We start from the raw sequence: 19,706 nt of genomic DNA, 5'->3' as shown, positions 1-19,706 counted from the left end.
GCCATTGGCTCCGCCTCTCGCCTCTACCTCGCGAGGTCTCCGGGTCTTGTCAGACCAGAGCGACAGCGTCGCGCACGGGCATTCCGCCTTGCGCGCCGGCCGAGAGGCAGGAGAGCGCGGCGGCCTTGCAGCCGAAACGAAGGGCATCGGAGAGGCGGTGGCCTTCGTGCTGGGCAACCGCAATCGCCCCGACGAAGGTGTCGCCCGCGCCCGTGGTGTCGACTGGCACGATGGCGGGCGCAGGTGCTTCAAAGACCTGTCCATCGGCCGTATAGGCGAAGGCGCCGCGTGCACCTGCGGTGACGATGCAGGTTGTGGCCGAGCGCGTCGCGAGCTGCGCGATGTCCTCGGCGGCGAGGCCCACGATCTTGGCGATGTCCCTGGCTTCATGCTCGTTCACGACGAGACTATCGCTCGCCTCCAGCAGCGCCGTGGCCTTGTCGCGTGTCATCCCGGGAGGAACCGGGGCGCAGTTCCAGATGACGCGGCCACCGGCCTTGCGGGTGCGGCGCGCCATCTCGAGCGAGTCCGGGAAGGGCACTTCCATTTGCAGCACGAGAACGGTTGCGCTCCCGAGCATGGTGTCCGGCACATCGCCTGCGGACAACGCGCCATTGGCGCCGCTCGCGACGGTGATCGCATTTTCCGCCTGTGCATCGACCGAGATGAAGGCGCAGCCGGTCGGCGTATCGCAGACACGGACCAGCTCCGTCGATACGCCGTTGCGAGCGAGGTTTTCGATCGAATCCCGCCCGAAGGCGTCGGCGCCGACGCAAGCCGCCATGGCCACGGTCCCCGGCGCCGAGAGGCGCGCCGCAGCCACCGCCTGATTGGCGCCCTTGCCGCCGAAATGCTGCTCATGGGAGCGGGCGAGCACCGTCATGCCCGGCCCCGCTATGGTGGCGACCCTTGCCACCAGATCCACGTTGATGGAGCCAAAGACCAGGATCATCGGCGGGCTCGCTCAGCCTTCCGCGTCCATCGCGTGCAGCTTGTCGACGCGGCGGCGGAAATCCTCGTCGGTGGAGAACTCTGCCGCCAGATAGGCGTCGATGAGGTCGCTCGCCAGCCACGGCCCGATGATCTTCGCGCCGATGCACATGACGTTGACGTCGTCATGCTCGACGCTCTGATGGGCCGAGTGAACATCATGGCAGACGGCGGCGCGGATGCCCTTCATCTTGTTGGCCGCGATCGAGGCGCCGACGCCGGTGCCGCAGACCATGATGCCGCGCTCGGCCTCGCCGGACGTGACCTTTCGCGCCACCTCGCGTGCGATATCGGGGAAATCGACCGGCTGGTCATCGAAGGAGCCGACATCGAGCACATCGTGCCCGAGCGTCCTGATATGGTCGATGACGTGCTTTTTGAGAGACCAGCCGGCGTGGTCCGAGCCAATGACGAGGCGCATGGAGAGTATCCTTGTTTCGAAGTGGGAGCCGGCGGCCGCAAGCGCGCACCGCCGGCCTGTCTGACGTCAGCCCCGCATATTCTCGGGCAGTTCGGTGCCGTGGAACTTCTTGTAGATGGCGTTGAGCTTGCCGTTCTTGAGGTTCTCCTGAACCCAGGCATCGAGCTTTTCGAGCAGCTTCGGCTCACCCTTCTTCACGCCGATGGCGAGGTCGAAATTGGTGATCGAGACCTTCGGCTCGAAGACGCGGGCCGGCGCCTTGACGCCGATCTGGCTGACGATCGTCGCTGAGGTCGCGATGCAGTCGGCCTGCCCGGAGATCGCTGCCGTGACCATGGTCGCATCGTCGTCAAAGCGCGCGAGCTTGAGGTCGCGCTCCTTCATGTTGGTGAGCGTGGTGTCCTGCGTGGTGCCGCGCGAGACGCCGATCGTCTTGCCCTTGAGATCGTCCCAGCTCTTGACCTGATCGGACTTCAGGCAGCCGACCACCGATTGCAGGGCGGCATAGGGCTTCGAGAAGTCGATCACCTTGGCGCGTTCCGGCGTGACCGACAGCGTCGAGATGATGATGTCGGCCTTGTTGGTCTGCACATTGGGAATACGGGTCGCGCCGGTCGTCTGCACGAATTCGAGCTGCAGGCCCCAGTCCTTGGCGAGGAGTTCGGCGGTTTCGACATCCGAGCCCGTCGGCTTCATCGCACCGTCGATCATGCCCGACGGCGGGATCGCCAGATCCGTCGCGATGCGGATCTTCTTCGCCTTCATGATGTCGTCGAGCACATCGGCGCGAGTGCCGTGCCCGGACAGCGTTGCCAGCCCAGCCGCGAGCAGCATGGTGGCGATTGCGTTGCGTTTCATCCCTGGATCTCCCTTGCCTTGGATTTTTTAAAAGCCCGTTCCGACGAACTGGGCGAGTTCCGGCGTTGCCGGGGCGGCAAGGATCGAGGCTGTTCCCGTCTCGTGAACCTTGCCGGCGTGCATGAACACCACCTTGTCGGCGATGCCCCTGGCAAATCCCATCTCGTGCGTGACCATCACCATGGTCATGCCGTCCGCAGCGAGCGCTTCAATGACCTTCAGCACTTCCCCGGTCAGTTCGGGGTCGAGCGCCGAGGTCACTTCGTCGAACAGCATCACCTTGGGCTGCATGGCGAGCGAGCGCGCGATCGCCGCGCGCTGCTGCTGGCCGCCGGAGAGCTGTTCGGGATAGGCGTGGAGCTTTTCCGCCAGGCCGACCTGCGCCAGCACCGCAGCCGCGCGTTCGCGTGCCTCGGCCTTGGCCATCCGCTTCACCGAGACCGGCGCCAGCGTGATGTTCTGCTCGATCGTCAGATGCGGAAAGAGATTGTAGCTCTGGAAGACGATGCCGACATCCTGGCGCAGTGCGCGCAGATCGATGTCGGGGGCATCGACACGGTGGCCGCAGACATGGATCTCGCCGCTATCGATCGTCTCGAAGCGGTCGATGCAGCGCAGCGCGGTGCTCTTGCCGGAGCCGGAACGGCCGATCAGGACGAGCACATCGCCGCGCGCCACCGAAAAATCGACGCCATCCAGCACCTTGAGGCTGCCGAAGCTCTTGTGAACATCTTTCAGGGAAACGACCGGGCTGTCCTGGGTCATCTGCGTCTCCTGCCTGGTCATGCCGGCATCAGTTTCGTGCGAGCATTGCCCATGCGTCGCTCCAGGCGACGGCTGAGCGCCGAGATCGGGAAACAGAGGGCGAAATAGATCACCGCGATGATCGCGTAGATCAGGAAGGGCTCGAACAGCGAGTTGTTGATGATCTGGCCGGCGCGGGCGAGTTCGACGAAGCCGACGACCGAGGCCAGCGAGGTGTTCTTGATGATCTGCACCATGAAGCCGACCGTCGGCGGCGTCGCGATCCGCATCGCCTGCGGCAGGATGACCTTGATCATCCGCTGCGTCCGGCTCAGGCCGAGGCCCTCGGCCGCCTCCCATTGCGGCTTCGGCACGGACTGGATGCAGCCGCGCCAGATCTCGCCGAAATAGGCGCCGACATAGATCGTCAGCGAGGCGCTGGCCGCCATCAGCGCCGAGATCGAGAAGCCCAGCGCCGAAAGACCGAAATAGCCCAGGAACATGATCACCAGCAGCGGTGTGCCCTGGATCAGCTGGACATAGCCGCCGCTGAGCAGCCGGATCGTGCGGCTCGGCGACACCCGCGCGAGCGCGATCAGGAAACCGAGCAGACCGCCGCCGATCAGCGCGATCGTGGACAGGCCGATCGTCCACAGCGCGCCATGGCCGAGGAACAGCAGGTGATTGGCGTTGAGAGACCCACCCATCGCCGTCACAACGCCGTGCCGAGGCGCCGGCGGCGCGGAAACAGTGCAAGCCCCAGTGCCCAGAAACCGGCCCTCAGTAGGAGCGAGAGCACGACATAGGCGATCGCGACCAGGATATAGGTCTCGAAGGCGCGATAGGTGTCCGACTGGATGTAGTTGGCGACGGCGGTCAGCTCTTCCGCCGAGATCTGCGAGGTCACGGACGAGGCCAGCATCAGCAGCACGAACTGGCTGGTCAGTGCCGGATAGACCTTCTCGGTGGCCGGCAGCAGGATGACATGCCAGTAGATCTGGAAGCGCGACAGGGCCAGGCCCTCGGCCGCCTCGATCTGACCGACGGGGATGGATTCGAAGCCCGCGCGCATAATTTCCGCGGTATAGGCGCCGACATTGATCGCGAGTGCGGCCGCCGCGACGGAAAAGGCCGAGAACTTGAAGCCGACGCTGGCGAGGCCGAAATAGACAAGGAAGATCTGGACCAGCAACGGCGTATTGCGGATCGCCTCGACATAGAGCGTGCAGGCCCGCGCGATCAGGCGGTTTCCGCTGTTGCGGCCCACCGCGCAGAAGGTGCCGATGACCGCGCCGAACAGGATCGCGAGAGCGGCGAGCTTCAGCGTCATGATCGCGCCGTCCCAGAACAGGGGCCAGCGCTCCAGAACGACGGAAAAATCGAGGTTCAGGCCCATACCCGCCGCCCGCCTCAGTCTCTGTTCGTCATGCGGTCATAGACGCGGAAGAGCGCCTGGTTGCCATTGGCGCCTTCGCCATGGGCGCGGGCTTCGATGTACTGGCTGGTGACCAGCGCGGTTCCGGGCAGGGGAACCGATAGGGCCTGGGCCTGCTCCTGGACGAGCCTGAGGTCCTTCAGCATCAGGTCGATGCGGAAGCCTGCACCGACATCGCCGGAGATCATGGCCGGGCCGAGCTTTTCGAGCATCCAGGACGCGGCGGAGCCGCCGAGCAGGACATTGCGGAGCTGTTCGAGATCGACGCCCGAGGCCCGGCCAAGCGCGATCGCCTCGCAGATCGCCTGGATATTGATGCCGCAGATCAGCTGATTGCAGAGCTTGACCGCCTGGCCGGCTCCCGGCGCACCGACATGCGTGATCGTCGTGCCCATCGCCCTGAAATAGGGCTCGGCACGGGCAAAGGCCTCGGCCTCGCCGCCCGCCATGATCGAGAGCGCCGCGTTCTTGGCGCCGATCGGCCCGCCCGATACCGGCGCATCGATGAAATCGGTGCCCGCCGCCTTGAGATCGGCATGGATGCGCCGCACGGCGACCGGCGAGATCGTGCTCATGTCAACGACGAGCCGGCCGGCCGGCGGTGAGGCGAGCAGCCCTTGCGCGCCGTAGACGACCTCCTCGACCTGCGGCGTGTCGGGCAGCATCGTGATGGCGATATCCGCGTTTGCGGCGGCCTGCGCCGGGCTTGTCGCCGCGATGGCACCGGCGGAGACGAGCTCTTCGACGGCGCTGCCGACGATATCGAAGGCCGTGACGCTGTGCCCGGCCGCGAGGAGATTGCGCGCCATCTCCCGCCCCATCGTGCCGAGGCCGATGAAACCGACGTGCCCCTTGTCGTTTCGTCCCATAGCGCTTCTCTTCTTGTGCAGGGTTTCAGCCGGTGGCCGGTTCGGCTCTGTCGCCGTCGCCCAGCGCCGCGCGGCGCCGGTATTCGTCGCCGATGGCGAAATGCCGTCGCAAGGTGACTTCGGCGCGATCGGGATCGCGCGCGACAATGGCGTCGAAGACCCTCTTATGGTCGTCGATCAGATAGGTCTTCATCGAGCCGAACATCTGCACCAGCTCGCGCCGGCTGCGATGCGAGCGGGCGAGCAAGGTCGACATCGAGTCGTGCAGGACGGCGAGCGTCTGCGAGCGCGAGGCCAGCACGATCGCCCGGTGGAAATCGTAATCGGCGAGGCTCCCGGCCTCGGCCTCGTCGATCGTCGCTCCGATGCGGACGAGGGCGCGCTGCAGGCGCTCGAAATCGGCGATCATCGCGCGCTCGCAGGCCAGGCGGATCGCCTGGCACTCGATCGCGATGCGCGCCTCCATGACATCGTCGATGAGGTCGGCCTGCTGGGCCAGCGCCAGCGCGAAGAAATCCTTCAGCATCGAGATGTCGGGACGTTTGACGATCGTGCCGATGCGATCGCGGATCTCGACAATGCCGAGCATATGCAGGGCCCGGAGCGCCTCGCGCACGATCGGCCGGCTGACGCCGAGTTGCACGGCGAGTTCGCGCTCGGCGATCAACCTGTCGCCGGGCTTGAGTGTGCTGTCGAGAAGCTGTTCGCGCAGAAACGCAAAAACCTTCTCGAACCCTTTCGGGTCTTCTGCAGCCTGAGCGTCCATCCCAAGATCACTTGTTTTTTGTTCTGGTCAGACCAATACGATGACCAGAGACGCGCGTCAATGCCGGGCCCTGCGTCGCCTGCGGAACGGGGCACGGAAGAGGCGAGGGGGCAGGGGGGCGGGTGGGGGCGGCGAGCCTTCGCGCCGGGAAAAGCGCCGGGGCGTCGAGATGAAGAGGCCCGTCGCCGGGCGGCCGGAGAGGCCCGGGCAACGGCATGACCGGTTTATGGGAATGGACGCGCCAAACGACCCGGCGAGAGGGTGCCCGCGCTCAGGCGCGACGGGACGGCGAGGGGCCGTTCCAGATCCCTTGGCCCGGCGGCTCTTCTACGGGGTGGTTCGCGGCAAGGCGCCAGACGTCGCGACTGTCTTGATTGGGTACTGTGCTGAGCTTGCCCGGAGCTTCCCGATCGCGCCGCGTCCAGAGATCACGGCGTTCCCCCGAAGCGGTCTTCGAAGGAGCGCCATTCCAATGTGCCGGGAACAGATCGCGGGCCGGCGGCAGAAGCGATCAATTCCGAATGGGCCACCTCAGAAGCTGACCCTGAGCTGTGCGGAGCCGCCGAGGCGGTTCGTGCTGCCGGAGAGTTCGCCGTCGAGGCGGGCGCCGAGCGTGACGGAGGGGCTGAGTTTGAAGTCGAGCCCGGCGGCGAGCAGCGCGCTGTTGCGGGCGGGTTTCGCGCCCTCGACCGCAAACCCTGCGCCGGTCAGCCCGGCAATCGAGGCGGAGAGGCCGGCATCGCGCTGGTAGTAATGTGCCCAGCTCGCCCGGACATAGCCGGCGACGGGCAGCCCGTTGATGCCGCTGGCATAGTCGAGCTGCAGGCCGAGCTCGCTGCGCGAGGTGATGTCGTTGCGCTTCGCCAGGGTGAGTGCGCCGGCATTGGCCCCGGCCCAGTTCGCCTCGGTCAGGGCCGGGCTGCGCGCCTGGATCGCCTGCAGTGCCGCCAGCGGCGAGAGCGTCAGGCCGTTCCAGTCCAGCACGGCGGCGCTCGCCTGCAATCGGCCGCTCCAGGCGGTCGTCGCATAGGACGAGGAGAGCGCGCTGCCGAGCACGGGGATCGCGCGCTTGATCTCGTTCTCGAGCCGGCCATAGCCGAAGGCGGCGGCAAGATTGAGCGGGCCGAGCCGGGTCGTGCCGTAGAGGCCGGCCTGGAAGACATCGGCCTCGGCCTTGCCGAGACCGCCGGACAGCGAGGACCGGGCGCTGCCGCCGGAGACCGCAAAACCCGCGACCGTGCCGGGCATGATCCTGACATCGGCGCCGACGGCGAGATGGGCATCGTCGAGATCACGCTTGGCCGAGCCGATGCGCGCGCTGCCGTCGCTGCGGCCGACCGAGCCGAAGGCCGCGCCCCAGACGGTGTAGGGCGGCGGATCGAGGAGAGTCGGAGCGGTCGGTGCGTCGGCACCCTTGCGGACGAGGCCGGAGAAGGAGGCTTCGCCGGGCGCAGGCCCTGCGCCACGGCCGGCCGCGAAGGGATCGAGCATGACGCGCAGGAACTGGTCGGCGGCCGAGACCGCCATCGCAGGCGCCGCCGTATGCGCCTCGCCCGAAAGCTGGTTCACCGCGCCGGGGATCGCGGCTGCCGGCAGGTTGTAGATGCCGAACAGCGAAGACGGGTTTGCTCCGCCCGCGACCGCCCGGTCGAGACCGGCGGCGACCGCATGGGCGTTCAGCGGCGTGGTGACGCCGAGCGTGGTGATCGGCTTGGGGGTCAATGTCAGGAGCACGTCATTGGCGGTGTAGCTCACAGCCGTGGTGACGCCGTCGCCGAAGGACGAGGTGACATCGGTCGTGCCGAAGGTGCCGCTGCGGCCGCCCGCCGCCGAAAGCAGCGTGTAGGGCGTGGTGAAGGCATAGGGACCACCCAGCGGGACGATCCGCAGCGCACCGGCAAGGGCTGCCGTGCCGGTAACGGTGACGCGGTCGGAGATCGCACCCTGGACCTCGGCGATATAGGTCGAGCCTGCTCCCAGCGTCAGGTTGCCATTGACCGTGATCGTGCCCGGCGAGTTGCCCGGCGCCAGCGTGCCGTAGGTCGTGGTGCCGGGGACCTGGCCGGAGCCGCCAAGCGTGGCGCCAACTGCAACGGTCAGGCTTGAGGACGAGGCGATCGAGCCGTTCACCACCAGGGTGCCGCGCGCGACGAAGGTCGCGCCGGTAAAGTCGCTGGTGCCGGACACTGTCGTCGTACCGGCGAAGTCCTGCCGGATATCGCCCGAGCCCGAGAACCTGCCCGCGAAGGTCCCGCCGGTGTTGTCGCTGGTCGTCAGCGTCTGGCCGGCGGCAATGGCGACGACCGAGCCGACATCGCCGACAAGGGCCCCGATCGTCTCGCTCTGGGCGATGTCGAACGTCGCGCCGCTGGCGATCCTCACGCGCCCGGCATCGCTGATCGCGGCGCCACCCGTCACCATCAACGTGCCGGCAAGAATCGTCGTCGTGCCGGTATACGTGTTGCTGCCGGACAGGGTGAAAGTGCCCGTGCCAGTCTTGGTGAGCCCGCCCGCGCCGCCGATCGTGCCGGAGAAGGTCGTCGAAGCGTTGTTTGCACCCGTGGCCAGCGTTGCTGCCCCCGTCGTGACCGAGCCGGCTCCGGCAAGCGAGGCGATGCTCTGGCTGAACCCGGCAAGGTCGAGGAGCGCGCCTGTGCTCACGCTGAAGGCCGAGCCGGCAGAGAATGCCCCGGTCGCGCCGGCGCGCAGGGTCCCGGTCGAGACCAGGGTTGCGCCGGTGTAGTTCGTCGCGCCGCCGAGGGTGAAGTCACCGTTGCCGGTCTTGATCAGGCCGCCGCTTCCCGAAATCGCGCCGGAAAATGCGGTCGTCTGGTTGGTGGAACCCAGCGTCAGCGTCGCCGACCCCAAGCTCACGGCGCCTGCCCCGGCCAGCGAGGCGATGCTCTGGTTGAAGCCGGCAAGGTCGAGCGTCGCGCCGGCATTGACGGTGAAGGCCGATGCCGACGCGAAGGCGCCGGCCGCGCCAGCCTGGAGTGTGCCGGCCTGAACCAGCGTCGCGCCGGTATATGTGTTCGTGCCGGAAAGCAGGAGCCTGCCGCAACCGGCCTTGGTGAAGCTGGTGCCGACACCGTCGACCAGATTGGAGGCGATCGTGGTGGTGGCGCCGGCCGAAACGTTGATCGTGCCGCCGCCGGCGACCGCGAAGCTCAGTGAGCCGCCGCTGAGCACATAACCGTCGCTGTTGAACTGCAGCGTGTCGAAGCCCTGCGTGCCCGACACCGTGACCGCACCGGCCGTGCCCTGGAACACGCCGACGGAGCCCAGCCAGGGCGCGTTGATGCCGGCATGGCCGGGCGCACCGGTCCAGTTCGCATTGCCCGCGTTCCAGGTACCGGCGCCGCCATCGACCGTGCCGTTGCCGAGCTGGTCGCCGCCGTCCCAGAACTGCATCGTCTGCCCCGAGCCGATCACCGCGAGGTTGACCTGCGTGGGCGCGCCCGAGGCCGCGTTGTAGAGCGTGCCGACAGCCCCAGCGACCGTGGGCGCCGTCAGCGCCAGCGTGTCGAAGCTGCCGCTGATCGTGCCGCCGCCCGTGACATCGAACAGCCGGTAGTAGCCGGCCGAGGCGACATTGGCCGTCAGCGTGCCACCGAGCGTAAGATTGCCGCCTGCGCCGATGCCGTTGACGATGATCCGGTCATTGCCGGGGCCGCCGACCACGCCGGCATTGTTCAACGCGAACACGGTGTTCGAGCCGCTGTTCAGCGCCAGCGACCCGACCGTCAGCGTGCCCGCGGCATTGCTGGCCGACAGCGTGCCGCCGGAGGCGACCGTCACCGCCCCGCCGATCACGCCCGAGCCCCCGAGCGTCGCGCCCGTGCCGACCGTGACCGCGGCTGACGCGAGCGAGCCATTCACCAGCAGCTTGCCGCCGTTGACCTGGGTCGCGCCACTATAGGTGTTCGTGCCTGACAGCGTCATGGTCCCGCTGCCTATCTTGACGAGGCTGACTGCGCCGGAACCGGCCATCGCGCCGGAATAGGTCGTGCTGGTGTTGTCGCCACCGACAGTCAGTTGACGCGCGCCAACCGTCACGCTGCCGGCGCCCGCCAGCGAACCGATCCTCTCGTCATGATTGGCGATGCGGAAGGACGCCCCCGCTGCGACCGTCACGGCACTCAGACCGCCGATGCCGGCGCCCGCGCCGCTGACGAGCAGCTCGCCCGCCATCACCCTGGTGGCGCCGCTATACATGCTCAGGCCGGTGAGGGTCAGCGTGTGGGAGCCCAGCTTGGTCAGCCCGCCAGTGCCGGTGATGGCGCCGGAAAACGTGCTGTCGGCTCCCTGATTGAAGGCCAGGATACCGCTGTTGGCGACGTTGGCGGCCGTCGAGAGCGACCCCGACAGGCCGTCGCCGACCCTGCAGCGTGCCCTGGGTAATGACCGTCGCGCCGCCATAGGTGTTGGCGCCGGTCAGAACAAGCGTGCCTGTACCGCGCTGTTCCAGGCTGCCGGTGCCGGAGATGGTTCCCGCGAAGGTCGCGATATCGGAGCGGTTGAAGGCCACGGTGCCGGCGGGATTTGCGGGGAAATTGGTCTGGATATCGCCCAGCACCGAGCTCGAGGTCCCGCCATCGCCGATGATCAGGGTCGCGCCGGTAACGAAGCTGCCGCCCGTATAGGTGTTCTCGCCCGTCAGGGTCAGGCTGCCGCCGCCATCGACACCCAGTTGCCCTGCACCGGACATGACGCCGGCATAGGTGCTCGCATTGGTTCGGAAGAACATCACGCCCTCCCCACCACCCGTCGGCGCGTTGTTGACGATATCTCCGGCGATCGATCCCGTTGTCGTACCGAAGCCGACATAGAGTGTGCCGGCTGAAACGGTGGTCAGGCCGGTATAGGTGTTGTTGGCGGTGAGCTTGAGGGCGCCTGTGCCGTACTTCGTTAGTGTGCCCGTTCCGGAGATCACGCCGCTGAGGGTCAATCCGCTGGGCGTGACTGTGTTCGCGTTGACGATCAGGGCGCCGGCATTCGCCACGGTGCCGCTCAGGGTCGGGTTGCCGCCGACATTCATCTGCAGCGTACCAGCCGAGATCGTCGTCGCGCCGCTGTAGCTATTGAGGCCGGACAGGGTCAGCGTGCTGGCGCCGAGCTTGGTCAACGAGCCCGTGCCGGAGATATTGCCGGCGAATGCCAGGTCGCTACTGGGACTGAAGACCAACGCGCCGCTATTGGCCACGTTGCCGAGGATAGAGCCGGTGCCGGTGATCTGCAGCGTGCCTGCCGTGATGCTGGTATTGCCGGTATAGGTATTGCTGCCGCCGAGCGCCAAGGTGCCGGCCCCGGTCTTGTCGAGCCCGGCGCTGCCGGCGATGACCGACTGGATCGTGGCTGTCGCGCCCGCGGCCACCTCGACGATCGGCTTGGCAGCGCTGATGCTGGCCAAGGTGAGGGGGCCGCCGCCGATCGTATAGCCGTCGGTGAGGAAATGCATCGGATAGGCTGTGACGCCGCCGGCATCGACCGTCACCGTACCGGGCGCGCCCTGGAAGAAGGCTTCGTAGCCACCCCAGGCCTTTGAGGCCGTGCCGGCGGCATTGGTCCAGTTGGTGGTCGACGCGTTCCAGGTGCCGCTGCCGCCATTGACCGTGCCGTTCGGCGTGGTCTGTGCGCCGTTCCAGTAGCCGGTATTGGGCGCGACCACGAGGTTGATCACGGATGCTTGCGAGGTGGCGTCGATATCATAGGTGAATTGGATCGGGGCGGTGCCGATGACCATCGTATTGTTGACCAGCGCGCCACCGACGGTGAACAGGCGATAGCTGCCCGCCGCAAGCGCATTGCCGGAATTGGTGATGTTCAGCGTGCCGTCGAGCACGAGAGTGTTGCCGACCGTCACCAGCTCCGTAGAGTTCCCGGCCCGGGTGACGGTCATGTCGAGGACAGAACTGGTCGAAAGGGTGAGGTTGTCGATCACGGCGGCGTTGGTGGTGGTGGTCGCCAGCGTCCCGCCATTGGCGATGGTCACCGTGCCATGAACGCGGCTCAACGCCGCGACGGAGAGCGCCGAGCCGCTCGCGACGGAGACGTTGCCCGTCATCTCGGCGAGACCGGCCATGGCCAGCGTGCCCTGCTGCACCACCCAGTTGCTGGGCCCGGTATAGATGCCGTTCAGCGTCCAGGCCGAACTGCCGGACTTGATGAAGGAGGAAAACCCATTGAAGCTGGTGGCACTGGTGCCGAGGCGGGCCAGATCGAAGGCACTGTTGGTGGCACCCCCGAGGATGAGCGTGCCGCCCGTCCCGTTGACCTTGGCGCCGCCGTTGAGGGCGTAGCCCGCCCGTAATTCCAGCGTGTTGTTGTTGCCGTTGAACTGGACGGAGGGGGCGAGCGTACCGCCACTGCCGCCCCCGGTGATCGTTCCGCTGGTGATGACGAGGTTGTTGTCGCCAGAGACGAGCACGCCGGCGGTGCCGGCTGCACCGGCGCTACCGCCGGTGATGGAGCCGGCATTGTTCAGCGTGTTGTAGTTGCCGCTGATCAGCACGCCGGCCGCGCCGTTGTCGATGCCGTTTGCGGCGTTCGCAACCGCGCGGCTGGCGCCGGTGATCGTCCCCAGATTGGTATTGGTCAGCACGGTGCCGTTGGCGGGCGATGTGCCGCTGCCGCTCAGCAGGACGCCGACCCCGCTGGCGCCGCCCAGTGACGCGGAAGAACTGGTGTCGTACCCCCCTTCGCCGCCACGGATCGTCCCGCTGTTGACGACGCCTCCTGCAGCCCCGGACATCACGAGGCCAGCGCCGCCGGCTCCCGCAGCGCCGCCGGTTCCTCCCCACATGTCGTAGGTCGTGAAATTACCGCCCACGCCGCCGGTGACGACGTTCGCGTTGGTAAATGAGACCGAGGCACCGGACAGGATCACGCCTGCACCACCGTTACCGCCAGAGCCGCTGACGATGCCGAGATCGGGGTCGTTAGACCGGCCGGCTGCTCCACCGGCGCCGCCGGTGATTGCCGCCGAACCGAGCAGGGTCACGCTGCCGAAGCCGCTGATCAGGCCCGCCCCGCCAGCGCCGCCATTGCCAAGCTCCCCATTGAATCCAGCGACGGCGGGAACGCTCCCGCTGCCGCCGGCTCCACCGGTCACCGTCGCGGTATTTGAGATCGTGAGGCTTCCGGCGTTGACGATGACGCCTGCGCCGCCGCCGCCGCCGCCACCGAGGCCGCTGAACGGATTGACATAGGCGGTGCCGAGCCCGCCTGCAGCGCCGCCCGCGCCCGTCCCGCCCGCGCCGCCTTTGCTGCCTCCCCTGAAACCACCCGCGCCGCCCGTCGTTCCGCCATTGCCGCCCGCGACGCCCATGGAATTGTACTGGCTGCCGGCACCGCCGCTGCCACCGACTGTTGCCGACGAAACCGTCCCGCCCGTAGTGAGCACCTGGCCGGCGCCACCGCCGCCGCCGCCACCGCCGCCCTGAGACGACATGACGGTGCCCGAGCCGTCAGCGCCACTCCCACCCGTGGTCGAGAGCGTCTGGCCCAGCGCCGGCGCGATCGTCAGCACGCCTCCGGCGGCCGTCATCGCGAGCAGCAGGACCGGCGCAAGGCAGGAGGATGCGAGCAGGGCGCGGCGACGCTGCGCCATGCGATGCGTCGCCTCGCGCAGTACGGCAGGATGGCCCACGCGCGACGCAGCGCGAATGGCCAGGTGATCGACTTGTTCGCGTCTCAACCCGAATCCCCCGGATTCGGCCAGGCGGCGTGGCGCCGCAGGGAGAATCAGCGATAGCCTAGCAGGGCTCCTGTCCGAGCACGGTTAGCTCGCGCTCGCAAACCTTTGATTTTGCGTTTTATTTTGGGCATGTTGCCGCTGGGTAACAACCGGGAGCCCCGGCCGGATGCGCCGCCAAGGCGCCAGAGGCGTCGCGCCTCGACCGGTTCGTTTCGCCGGGGGACCCCCGGTCATTCCTCTTGTGCTTGACGGAACTCCGGCCGGCCGACCTTTGCATTCCTGCCGATCGCCGACGCTGCCAAAGGCCGCCAGGCGCGGGTGCAGCCGACCGCCGCTGGGAGCAGGAACAGGTTGGAGGCTATCCGCCACGGTGACGCTGCTCGAGCGGGCGATGTCAGGCGTATCGGCCGCAAGCATACGCTTCGTCGGCGATCGGCGCCGGCAGGCGCATCATCATAGGGGATGGCGGAGATCCTGCCGCTCAGGGCCTTGGCTCCCGCCGAGGGCGGGGCTGATGGAGCTTGCCACCTTACGTCAGGGCCGTTCGATCATCTGCGTCAGGCAGCACGGGCGCCATGCCCCAGGCTGATGCAGCATGAATCTCTGCTTCAAACCGACCAAAGACCACCCGGCCGTGCGGCGGGATCGGGCCGGGTTCAGGCAAACGCGTGAGCAGATGCAGGTCAACCGGTCTGTTCTGTACAAAGGGCAGCCGTGCAACGAGCCGCGACGGTGCAAGCGGCTCGTTCAGTTCTGTCCATTCGGTTGCTGCAAGGACATTCTGGCCGCTTTCTGCGTCGTCTGGACCGATCCCGTGCGGAGTGACGACCAGCCGGGCTCCGAGGCGGCGCGTCTGGCAGCGCTTGTCGTCGATCATGACCTCGCATGAAATCTCGATCAGCCCCGGCGTGGCAGGCAAGCTGATGACAGCCGCAGATGATGTCGTCTTCAGGGGACGCAGGAGGACCTTTCCCTGCTCCATGTAGCCGAACACAGGGTAAGCAGCAGACTGTTCCCTGGTCAGATGCACCTTGCCGACGACGGAGTCGGGGACCGGGATGATCGCTCCTGCTTCATGCCGGAATTTGCCATCATCCTGGGATGAGAGAGGCCGGATTCCCGGCAACCCGCCCCACAGCTTCATTGCAAGCATGGTCGCCGCGTCTCGCTCGTCCGGCTGCGCCAGGTTTTGCGGGGCAAGCCGGTATTCGTGCATGACACCGGCCGAACAGGTCGAAAGACGAGGCGCCACCTCGCCGCCAGTTGCCCAGACCTTGAGTGTCAGGGAGCGCGACGTGCAAGACGATGGGCTGGGCAGGCGCAGAGGAAGCCAGCCCCTGCAGAGCATATCGAAGGGAACGCGCCACTGCGCCAGAACCGTGCCCGCATCGGAGGCCTCGATCTCAGCGCACAGGCACCCGGCGCCTTGCCCGGGATCGGCGACGTGCAAATCGAGTCCGAGCCATCCCCTTGCGGAGGTGGGGAGCCGCTGCAACAGGCGCGGCTCTGCGGCTGTCGCGTCGGGCTCTGTGGAATGGGCGGGAACGTCGACATCTCCGCCGGGAAGGGGGCTGTTGAAGATGAGCTGCGGCCGCCCCATTCGCAGGGTGGCGACGAGTTCCTCGAGTTCCGGCGGAATGCGAACGTGATGGGTCCAGCTCTCCCGCAAGGCCGCCAGATCACGCATCAACAGCTGGTTGCTCTGCTGCAGCTTTCTCGTTTCACGCAAGGATCGCTCGAGTATGACTGCGTCGAGCTCTGCTCTGTGCCCCACAATGCACGGGACGGGCGTCTCTGTTCCCCCGGCCTTGGTCCACCATGCCTGCAAGACACGCAGAGAGCGTTCTTTGATCGGATCGGGGGCCCATAATGCCCATACATTCGTGGGCGGGATTTCCAGATTGCAAAGCGCTGACGGCAGCGCCTCTTCCGCCTGCCCATCGACAGTCAAGAGATAGTGGTCGCACTCGACCAGCTTGCAGCCATACCAGTGAAGTGCCGATGCCGGCATGGCGCGGGCGGCCGATGGTCCCGGGCCGCTCAGCACGATGATCTTGGGATCGGCGGAGTAGAGACGCCGTAGCAGGTTTTTTGTCGTTTGAAGGGCCATCAGACAGCCTGCCTGGATTTCGGTGCCGTTGCGGATTCAAGCAGTGGTTTGACGCCGAAGCCGTCACATTCCAGATCGGTGCTTCGATCGGCCCAATAACGCAGCTTTGCGCTTGGCATGCCGAAGGCCCGGCACAGGCGCAGGATTTCCGCGTTGCTGACGGCAATATGCGTGTAAGCCTGCTCGAACGCTGCACATGCATTCACGGCCTCGCTCGTTGCCTGATCCCCTTCGCCGTATCCGAGCAACGCCCATGTCTCCACTTTCAATCGACGCAACGCGCCCATCAATGTGTGTGAAACCCCGCCATCCACCGACACGGCGCGGTGATAGCCAGCCAAGGTGGAAATGGCGTCATCCGTATCCAGATGGTCGAAGCAGGGCATCGGCGTCCCCTGATAGCTCCGTGTCCACGCACGGGACAGCAGCTCCGGCAGGGGCAATGCAATGATCTGCGAAAAGCATTCTGCGCGGCCGGGAGCCAGCGCGAGTTCGCTTGCGATCGTTACGAGATGAGCCTCCCACCCCTCTTCGATGAGCGTCAGTGCCAGCCTTTCAGCGGTCGCGACGCTCTCGGACCGGCCCGAGGCCAGCACCAGAGCGGCAAGCGGCCTGGCATCGGACGATCCGCAAGGGAAGGCCGATGAGAGATTGAAGAGTTCCGGGTACAGATCGCGCGGCAGGGCCGCCTGGAGCCGGTACATGTTCGGCATCGCCGCCTTCCAATCGGCAGGGTTGGCCCCGGCTCCGGCAGTCGCGATATCCCGGCACAGCCGCGTAAAGCCCTCATCGATCGGCTCGAGATCAGCCGGCGCTGCCCTCACCGCGAGATCGAGTTCGATCGCATGCTGACGCTTGCCCGGTTGCCGGGGCAGGGTATGCAGATCGAGCGTGCGCAGCGATGCGTGCTCGACGAGAAACGATGCCTCGACTGCCAGGATATGCGTCTGGTCGGATGCGAGCCGGAACCTGTCCGTCTGCTCCTGGACAATCGTCCCGTCGCTCCAGGCCAGAAGGCGATCCTCCTGCGTTTGATCCCGAACTGAGCACGTGATGACGGTCGATCGGGCAAGCCCGCGCTCGAGCGTCCACAAGACGCCCGCCAGCAGCGATTGCGCGGCAAGCGCTTCGCAAAATGAGCTGCTCATGGCGACAAGCTGCCCGGGGCAGTGACCGTAGGCAGGGCGCAACCGGGCGCGCAGCAGACGGGTGATATAGTCGCTGACCGTCAGGGTCGTGACGTCGTTTTCCCCGGTGAAGCACCGAACCAGCCCTGTGTCGGGATGATAGATCGCATAACGCGACCGAGCCTCGGTCTCAAATGCCAGGACGTTGCGAATCCCGAACAGGCGCGGATGGCGGTTGCGGATATAGCGCAGGATCGGGGTGAAATCCCGTTCTGCCGCCACCAGCATGCTTTCTCCGCGGCGGCGGTAGGCAAAGCCCGCATCGGCCACGTGCATTCCGCGAAAGCCCCGCTCGAGGCCATGCAGCCAGAATTCCCAATCCTCGACGCCCTGGCGCATCTCCGTGTCAAAACGGAGCGGCGCGTCCAGCATGCGCCGCGAGACCATGCTGCCTGCCTCGCAGAAATTGCGGAACAGATGCTCCAGCGGCGAATAGGGCCCCGAGGTATCGGCGAATTCGGCGAAGCCGAATTTATCGACATCCGGATAGGCCCAGCCGATGCTCGCATCGGCCTTGCGCAAGGCGGTCAGAAGCCGCTGCAGGAGATGGGGGCCGATGCGGTTGTCGCAGTCGAGCAGGTAGACGGCCTCCAGATCCGGGAAGGCCGCCAGGGCGAAGTCAATTCCACTGTTGCGTGCGGCGCTCAAACCGCCATTGCGTTTGTGCAAATAGAAGATCCGCCCCGGGCAGGTCGCAGCAAAGGTTTGGCAGACCTCGTCTGTTTCAGGATGAGGGCATCCGTCATTCACAATGACAACGGCGAAATTGAAATCGGTGACCTGTGCCAACGCCGTATGCAGCGCCTCGGCGGTCAGCGAGGGTTGGCCATAAGCTGGGACAATGACAGCGACTTTGACATCGGCCCCATCGCTGGACGTAGCGTGCAATCTGTCACCCCTCGTTCGGCCAAGGAAACGGCATTGCCGGGCGCAATCGAGCGATAGAACGACTTCGCCGATCTGACCGGAATATGACGACGTCCTGCGGGCCATGATTGCCATCGAGGACGACTTCGCCTGTGTATTCCTTGCGATGTTCGTTCAGGCGCGAACCGATGCTTCAGTTGAATTCATGATCGCGCGATCGACTGCTGGAATGGCTTGGACGGATCGTCGCCTGCATCGCATGTCCCAAACGATCAGCTGCGCCGGACGGCTTTTGCGGGTGACCGATGCCGATCCTGCCTGGGCGCTCTGCGCGCCATCGCCGCCCCCGTCAGGTTCGCGCCGCCCATTGCGGACGCAGGGAAGCCGCTCGGAGCCGGAAACGTCCTGATCAGGCGCACCTCCCGACCGCCGTCGCGCGGAGTTTCGCTCATATTCATGCCATATTTATCCAAAGATCTGTCAGGGAAATTAGATTATCTCGATCGATAATCCAATCAAATAAGGTTTTATGGCGTCATGACATGGGATTGCTGTCGATTTTATTCGAATAAATTCATTCGTAAATTCGAAATAAAATCGCATCAATTTAAATATGCTCGATAGTTGCAATTTTTCTCTTGATGGTACGGCGAGTAGACATGCCAATAGACACTGCGGATGTTCCGAGGCTCGACGGCGCGCGATGCCTGATCATGGGAGGCGGCGGTTTTATCGGGGTCAACCTGGCCAACGCTCTGGCCCGTCAAGGCGCGGTCGTCCGGGCCTTCGGGCGCGCGCCGGCCGATCGGCAGGCGCTGGACGAGCGGGTTCATTGGAGCAGCGGCTCTTTCGAGGACCTCGCGGCGGTCACCGAAGCCGCGCGGGGGCAGGAGATCGTCTTCCATCTGCTGAGCGGTTCCGTGCCGGGAAGCCCCGGTCAAAGGCCAGCTTTCGATCTCGAGACGAATGTGCTGGGCTCGGTGCGCTTTCTGGATATCTGCAACGATGCCGCCGTCAGGAGGGTCGTCTTCGCCTCCTCCGGCGGCACGGTCTATGGCCCGGCCGACAGGCATCCGATCCCGGAAACCGCGCCCACCCATCCGATCTCGGCCTATGGCGTCGGCAAGCTTGCGATCGAAAAATACCTCGCCCTGTATCATCACCTCTACGGGCTCGAATATCTCTCCTTGCGCATCGCGAACGCCTACGGCCCGTTGCAATCGGCTCTGAAGCGCCAAGGTGTCGTTGCAGCGATGCTCAGTCACGCGCTCGCCGGCAAGCCGCTCGAAATCTGGGGCACGGGCGAGGTCGTGCGCGATTTCATTCATATCGACGACGTCGTCTCGGCCTTCCTCTGGGCCGCGACCTATGACGGCCCGCACCGCGTCATGAATGTCGGATCGGGGACAGGGCTCAGCATCAATCAGGTGGCGAGCGATATCGAGGCCATCACGGGCACTGTCAGCCGGTCGAGGATCTATCGCGCCGGCCGGGGCGCGGACGTGCCCGTCAACATCCTCGATATCTCGCTGATCACCCGGGAGACGCCTTGGCGACCCAGACGCAGCTGGCTTGATGGCCTGCGCAGCACCGCTGAATGGTTGGCGGCGAAGAGGCATGCGCCATTGATCTGATCCGATGCATGACGACGATCCGGCGTTGCATCGCGGACGGCCTCGCAGGCGCAACCAGCGACCGTAGACGGGCAGTCATCAGATTGGGATGCAAGGTCATGGCGATCGACCGCAACTTGCCCCTCAATG

12 protein-coding genes and 1 pseudogene are annotated in these 19,706 nt (G+C 66.0%); 1 reads left to right on the top strand and 12 read right to left on the bottom strand.

All coding sequences use genetic code 11. From position 1 onward, the window contains the following. Nucleotides 1-49: 49 nt before the first annotated feature. From BIWAKO_RS30350 to BIWAKO_RS30300, 12 genes and pseudogenes are all read right to left on the bottom strand, one after another. Nucleotides 50-952, bottom strand: coding sequence for a ribokinase (locus BIWAKO_RS30350; RefSeq protein ID WP_069881808.1), 903 nt, complete (start codon nucleotides 950-952; stop codon nucleotides 50-52). A 12-nt stretch (nucleotides 953-964) separates the two neighbouring features. Then, nucleotides 965-1,411, bottom strand: a complete 447-nt coding sequence (gene rpiB / locus BIWAKO_RS30345) for a ribose 5-phosphate isomerase B (RefSeq protein WP_069881807.1) — start codon at nucleotides 1,409-1,411, stop codon at nucleotides 965-967. Nucleotides 1,412-1,477: 66 nt separating this feature from the next. Next, nucleotides 1,478-2,245: a transporter substrate-binding domain-containing protein gene (locus tag BIWAKO_RS30340; protein WP_069882937.1), complete on the bottom strand. Its 768-nt coding sequence runs from the start codon at nucleotides 2,243-2,245 to the stop codon at nucleotides 1,478-1,480. Between the two features lie 51 nt (nucleotides 2,246-2,296). Then, nucleotides 2,297-3,034 carry an amino acid ABC transporter ATP-binding protein gene (locus tag BIWAKO_RS30335; protein WP_244523589.1) on the bottom strand — a complete coding sequence of 246 codons (738 nt, stop codon included), beginning with the start codon at nucleotides 3,032-3,034 and terminating at the stop codon, nucleotides 2,297-2,299. 17 nt (nucleotides 3,035-3,051) lie between these two features. Further along, nucleotides 3,052-3,720 carry an amino acid ABC transporter permease gene (locus BIWAKO_RS30330; protein ID WP_069882936.1) on the bottom strand — a complete coding sequence of 223 codons (669 nt, stop codon included), beginning with the start codon at nucleotides 3,718-3,720 and terminating at the stop codon, nucleotides 3,052-3,054. 5 nt (nucleotides 3,721-3,725) lie between these two features. Further along, a complete protein-coding gene (locus BIWAKO_RS30325; protein WP_069881805.1) occupies nucleotides 3,726-4,409 on the bottom strand; it encodes an amino acid ABC transporter permease in 684 nt (227 codons plus the stop codon). A 14-nt stretch (nucleotides 4,410-4,423) separates the two neighbouring features. Beyond that, on the bottom strand, nucleotides 4,424-5,317 hold the full coding sequence (locus BIWAKO_RS30320; RefSeq protein WP_069881804.1) for an NAD(P)-dependent oxidoreductase: 894 nt from the start codon (nucleotides 5,315-5,317) through the stop codon (nucleotides 4,424-4,426). Nucleotides 5,318-5,342: 25 nt separating this feature from the next. Continuing rightward, nucleotides 5,343-6,083 (bottom strand): FadR/GntR family transcriptional regulator, encoded by a 741-nt coding sequence (locus BIWAKO_RS30315; protein ID WP_069881803.1) that lies wholly within the window; start codon nucleotides 6,081-6,083, stop codon nucleotides 5,343-5,345. A gap of 531 nt (nucleotides 6,084-6,614) precedes the next feature. Continuing rightward, nucleotides 6,615-10,502 carry an autotransporter outer membrane beta-barrel domain-containing protein gene (locus tag BIWAKO_RS36920; RefSeq protein ID WP_069881802.1) on the bottom strand — a complete coding sequence of 1,296 codons (3,888 nt, stop codon included), beginning with the start codon at nucleotides 10,500-10,502 and terminating at the stop codon, nucleotides 6,615-6,617. A 1-nt stretch (nucleotide 10,503) separates the two neighbouring features. Continuing rightward, nucleotides 10,504-11,541, bottom strand: a pseudogene (locus BIWAKO_RS37590) (autotransporter-associated beta strand repeat-containing protein); the annotation flags it as partial. A 2,767-nt stretch (nucleotides 11,542-14,308) separates the two neighbouring features. Further along, on the bottom strand, nucleotides 14,309-15,889 hold the full coding sequence (locus BIWAKO_RS30305) for a DUF6212 domain-containing protein (protein ID WP_069881801.1): 1,581 nt from the start codon (nucleotides 15,887-15,889) through the stop codon (nucleotides 14,309-14,311). After that, the gene (locus tag BIWAKO_RS30300) at nucleotides 15,889-18,069 is read right to left on the bottom strand and encodes a glycosyltransferase family 2 protein (protein ID WP_084652032.1); all 2,181 of its coding nucleotides are present in this window, start codon (nucleotides 18,067-18,069) and stop codon (nucleotides 15,889-15,891) included. The genes BIWAKO_RS30305 and BIWAKO_RS30300 overlap by 1 nt, the downstream gene beginning before the upstream one ends. 533 nt (nucleotides 18,070-18,602) lie before the next feature. On the opposite strand from BIWAKO_RS30300, the gene BIWAKO_RS30290 reads away from it, so the two are divergent. Continuing rightward, complete coding sequence (locus BIWAKO_RS30290) at nucleotides 18,603-19,577, top strand: NAD-dependent epimerase/dehydratase family protein (protein ID WP_069881798.1); 975 nt, start codon at nucleotides 18,603-18,605, stop codon at nucleotides 19,575-19,577. Nucleotides 19,578-19,706: the final 129 nt, after the last annotated feature.

Origin of the sequence: Bosea sp. BIWAKO-01, from assembly GCF_001748145.1 — a bacterium.
In the GTDB taxonomy this organism is placed as follows: Bacteria; Pseudomonadota; Alphaproteobacteria; order Rhizobiales; family Beijerinckiaceae; genus Allobosea.
The sequence above is the reverse complement of the archived record's forward strand: the minus strand, read 5'-3'. Positions and strand labels throughout refer to the sequence as shown.